Source organism: Rhizobacter sp. P3_B12 (genome assembly GCF_056402895.1).
The window spans coordinates 1-4,609 of sequence record NZ_JBFUGN010000483.1 but is presented as its reverse complement, the minus strand read 5'-3'; the positions used below and the strand labels follow the sequence as shown (position 1 = coordinate 4,609).

The following is a 4,609-nucleotide window of genomic DNA, read 5'->3' as shown; positions in this document are numbered from 1 at the left end:
CGCGTGCGCAGCACGCTTCGTGCACTGACTGTCGCCCACTGTTTGACCACAACGAACGAAGTGAGTGGCGGGAGTTTGGGCGACGGGCCATGAAACCAGTCAGCGGAGGGRAGTCATCGCCCCCAAGGGGCGATGACCGACCCGGCCGGCGAGCCACAGCCTCCCCGCACGCGCCTTCCGCGCCGATGCAAGAACCTACAAGATCGGAACCCCGGTCTTCGATTGCAGCTCCTCGCGCGACACACCCGGAGCGATCTCGACCAGCTTCAGCCCCTGCGGCGTCACGTCGAGCACCGCCAGGTCGGTGATGATGCGGTTCACCACGCCGACCCCCGTCAACGGCAGCGTGCAGGCCGGCAGGATCTTCAGGTCCTCGCTGCCGTCCTTCTTGCGCGCGACGTGCTCCATCAGCACCAGCACGCGCGGCACGCCGGCCACCAGGTCCATCGCGCCGCCCATGCCCTTGACCATCTTGCCGGGGATCATCCAGTTGGCGAGGTCGCCCTTCGCGCTCACCTGCATCGCGCCGAGGATGCTGAGGTTGATCTTGCCGCCGCGGATCATCGCGAAGCTGTCGTGCGAGCCGAAGATCGACGAGCCGGGGATGGTGGTGACGGTCTGCTTGCCGGCGTTGATCAGGTCGGCATCGACCTGGTCCTCGGTCGGGAACGGGCCGATGCCCAGCATGCCGTTCTCGCTCTGCAGCCACACCTCGATGTCGCTGCGCACATGGTTGGCGACCAGCGTCGGCAGCCCGATGCCGAGGTTCACGTAGAAGCCGTCCTGCAGCTCGGCGGCGGCCTTGGCGGCCATTTGATCGTGGGTCCAGGCCATGGTCAGCTCCCTGCCGTTTCAGTGATCGTGCGTTTCTCGATGCGCTTCTCGGGGTGCGCGTTCAGCACCAGCCGGTGCACGTAGATGCCCGGCAGGTGGACCACGTCCGGGTCGAGCGTGCCGGTCTCGACGATCTCTTCCACCTCGACCACCGTGATCTTGCCGGCCATCGCGACCGCCGGGTTGAAGTTGCGCGCCGTGCGGCGGAACACCAGGTTGCCGCTGCGGTCGGCCTTGTGCGCCTTCACCAGGCTCACCTCGGGCAGCAGCGCGCGCTCCATCACGTAGACGGCGCCGTCGAATTCGCGGGTTTCCTTGCCCTCGGCCACCAGCGTGCCGACGCCGGTCTTCGTGAAGAAGGCCGGAATGCCGGCACCGCCGGCGCGCAGCTTCTCGGCCAGCGTGCCCTGCGGCGTGAACTCGAGCTCGAGCTCGCCCGCCAGGTACTGGCGCTCGAACTCCTTGTTCTCGCCGACGTAGCTGGAGATCATCTTGCTGATCTGGCGCGTCTCGAGCAGCTGGCCGAGGCCGAAGCCGTCGACACCGGCGTTGTTCGAGATCACCGTCAGGTTCTTCGCGCCGCTGTCGCGCAGCGCGCCGATCAGGGCCTCGGGAATGCCGCACAGCCCGAAACCGCCGACGGCCAGCAACTGGCCGTCGCGCACGATGCCTTTCAGGGCGTCGGCGGCACTGGCGTACACCTTGTTCATGGAGCGTCTCCTGCGCAATGGAAATCAGCCGCGAAGCGTACTACGTACGGCGTTACGTAGGCCGCGGCGGCGGTACGTAGAAATGACTAGGTCTTTTCCCGTTGCGAGGCCGTGCGGGCACGCCGTTTGCCCGAGGTTCCGCCGACCCGAGCCATCGCCCGGGGCCCACCGGGAGATCGACGATGAAGATCCATGCATTGGCCCGCCTGCTCGGGGGATTGCTCGCCGGGCTCGCCGGACTCGGCGCGGCAGGCCTGGCGCAGGCCGAGGCGTACGGCAGCGCCTCGTTCACGCTGGACCCGCTGTCGCTGACCACGCTGGCGCCGACGCCGGACGCGCCCCGCCTGCCCGGCAGCGTGGGCACCTGGTGGACGGGCAACTGGACCCGCGCCAGCCTGTCGAGCGGGCATGCGAACGGCGACAACGTCCGCCACGACCTCGGCTACACCTTCCAGAACGGCCTGGATTTCAGCCCGCCGTTCGGGGTCGGCGCCTTGCAGCAGGCACCGCTGCCCGGTTCGGTGCTGTCGACCGAGGCGCATTCCGGCCCCGACCAGCTGGGCGTGAGCTGGCGAACCGACCTGCCCACCGACGGGGCCGATGCCGACATCAGCTGGTACCGGGCCTTGAAGCTGGACCCGTTCGCGTCGATCACGATCTCGGGCATTGCCACCCTGACGCGCAGCGACTTCAATCCGCTGACGACCCACTACCAGACCGAGACCGTCGACGACGAGCATTTCAACGTCGCGACACTGAGCCTGCGCGACGAGCAGGCCTATCGGCACGAGGTCTCGCTGAGGGCGTGGATGCTGAACCGGGATCCGTTCGACTACTACGCAGGCTCGCAGGGGCGCGTCGCCAGCCCGGATGACTTCACCTACAGCGCCGACTCGTTCGGCGTGCTGTCGCTGACGGTGCACAACAACAGCAGCCTGCCGCTGTTCGCCGCCTTCGAGGTGTTCGCGTTCAGCTCGCCGCTGGCGGCGGTGCCGGAACCGGCGACCGCGCTGACGATGGCGCTCGGCATCGGGCTGCTGGCATGGCGCGTGCGGCGCCGGGCCTGAGCCCGGGCCTTGGTCACTGCACCTCGCGGAACTGCCCCGCGTTCTCGCGCAGCCACGCCGCGGCGCGCGGCTCGTCCTGCTGCAGCGGGTGGAAATCCGGCCGGAAGTACGCCCGCCATGGCTTGAAGGTCTCGCGCACCAGCCCGCCCTTCGCGAACAGCAGGCGCCAGGCGCTGCGCCAGGTGCCGCCCTGCAGCAGCGCGCCGTCGTGCCACAGGTTGCGCAGCGTCTGGCGCATCACGTCGGTGACGAAGAAGAAGGTGACGACGCGGAACCAGCGGATGCGCCAGCGGTGGTTGCCACCGCCGGCCCGGTAGACGTCGAACGCGGTGCTGCGGTGCTCGGTCTCCTCGGACGCGTGCCACAGCCACATCGTGCGCAGCCGCGCCTCGGTGCCGTCGAGCCGCTGCGGGTGCTGCAGCATCCAGGCCGCCATGATCGCGGTGAAGTGCTCGTAGCCGGCCGTCACCGCCAGCGCATGGCGCGGGTCGCCGCTCATGCGCTGGAAGCGCGCGATGCGCCGCGCCGCGCGCGGCCCCCAGGTGTTGCGGTGGCCCTGCGCTTCGAGCTGGCCGTTGAACAGGCCGTGGATGCGGCGGTGCGTCGCCTCCTGACCGACGAAGCCCTGCACCTCGTCGGCGAAGCCGGCCTGCACGTCGGCCGGCAAGGCCTTCGCGGCGGCCCGCACCGCATCGATGAAGAACTGCTCGCCCACCGGAAAGCTCATCGACAGCGCGTTGAAGAACGCCGTCAGGAAGGCATCGCCGCCGGCCCAGCGCCGCTCGAACGGGGTCGACAGGTCGACGAGCAGCGAGCGGATGGTGTGGTGGCCCATGGCTCGTATGCTAGCGGGTCGAGCGCCGGGCCGCCCCAAGCCGGCCCGCATCCCCTCGGGGGATCGGTCGATGTACTCATCGACCGAGGGGTCGTCATCCCCGGCGCAGGCGGCGCAGGGTTTGCCGCAGGAAGTCGATCGCCCCGGGCGGCACCGCCGTCACCAGGTACAGCGCCCACAGCTTCGGCTGCTTCCAGCGCTGCCGCAGGCTGTCGCCGAAATGCCGGTGCGCGGCCGCGTAGTCCTCGCGGTACCACATCTCCATGCCGACCCATTCGTAGGCGCTCGCGATCGTCTCGGTCAGCAGCGCCGGCGGCAGGTCGAGCCGGCCCCCGTGGCGCGCGCGTTCGCGCTCCACCTCGGGCAGCAGCGTCTTCAGGTAGTTGCTCGCGATCATCCAGCGGTAGGCCGGCTGGGTCAGCTGGTCGGCGGCGCCCTTGCGGTACAGCACGGCGCTCGCGTCCAGCAGCGCGGCCGGGCCGGCGCGGCTCGCCTTCAGGTGGTAGGCATGGTCCTCGCCCGACACCATGCTCTCGTCGAAGCCGCCGATCGCATCGGCGCGCTCGCGCGTCAGCATCAGCGTCGACGGCTGGCACAGGTTGCCGATCAGCATGCGCGAGCGCACGTCGCCCCAGTACACGCGGATGCCGGCCTGCGGCTCTTGCGCATCGGGCACGAGCTCGGCGAGCCCCGCCTCGTGCTCGAACACCGCGATCCCGTGCTTCGCGAGCTGGCCGTAGGCCGAGTACGCATCGCGCAGGTGCGCCTGCTTGACGAGCTTGCCGTGCTCGTCGACCACGTCGAGGTTGGTCCACAGCATGCCGACGCCGTGCGGCGCCAGTGCCCGCAGCGCGGCCACCTGCAGCTGCAGCTTCCACGGCTGCCACAGGTCGTCGGAATCGAGGAAGGCGATGAACTCGCCGCGCGCGTGCGCCAAGCCCAGGTTGCGGGCCGACGACACGCCGCCGTTCGGCTTGCGCAGGTAGCGCAGCCGCGGCTCGTCGGCATAGCGGCGCCCGAGCACGCCGGCGGTGTCGTCACCCGAGCCGTCGTCGACGACGATCAGCTCGAAATCGCCGAAGGTCTGCGCCAGCACCGCGTCGATCGTGCCCGGCAGCAGCGCGGCGCGGTTGTAGGTCGGCATCACGATCGTGACGCACGGC

At 69.7% G+C, this 4,609-nt stretch carries 5 protein-coding genes; 1 reads left to right on the top strand and 4 read right to left on the bottom strand.

The window, feature by feature from the left end; translation table 11 throughout:
- Positions 1-195 precede the first annotated feature (195 nt).
- Both AC1D01_RS21810 and AC1D01_RS21805 read right to left on the bottom strand, forming a co-directional pair.
- Positions 196-834 carry a 3-oxoacid CoA-transferase subunit B gene (locus tag AC1D01_RS21810; RefSeq protein WP_047513531.1) on the bottom strand — a complete coding sequence of 213 codons (639 nt, stop codon included), beginning with the start codon at positions 832-834 and terminating at the stop codon, positions 196-198.
- Positions 835-836: 2 nt separating this feature from the next.
- Positions 837-1,544 (bottom strand): CoA transferase subunit A, encoded by a 708-nt coding sequence (locus tag AC1D01_RS21805; protein WP_477869997.1) that lies wholly within the window; start codon positions 1,542-1,544, stop codon positions 837-839.
- A 182-nt stretch (positions 1,545-1,726) separates the two neighbouring features.
- On the opposite strand from AC1D01_RS21805, the gene AC1D01_RS21800 reads away from it, so the two are divergent.
- On the top strand, positions 1,727-2,611 hold the full coding sequence (locus AC1D01_RS21800; protein ID WP_477869995.1) for a PEP-CTERM sorting domain-containing protein: 885 nt from the start codon (positions 1,727-1,729) through the stop codon (positions 2,609-2,611).
- Between the two features lie 13 nt (positions 2,612-2,624).
- Here the strand turns inward: AC1D01_RS21800 and AC1D01_RS21795 are convergent, their stop codons facing one another.
- The gene (locus tag AC1D01_RS21795) at positions 2,625-3,446 is read right to left on the bottom strand and encodes a metal-dependent hydrolase (RefSeq protein WP_477869993.1); all 822 of its coding nucleotides are present in this window, start codon (positions 3,444-3,446) and stop codon (positions 2,625-2,627) included.
- Between the two features lie 94 nt (positions 3,447-3,540).
- Positions 3,541-4,609, bottom strand: a 1,069-nt coding sequence (locus AC1D01_RS21790; protein WP_477869991.1) for a glycosyltransferase family 2 protein, incomplete at its 5' end; no start/stop codon positions are given.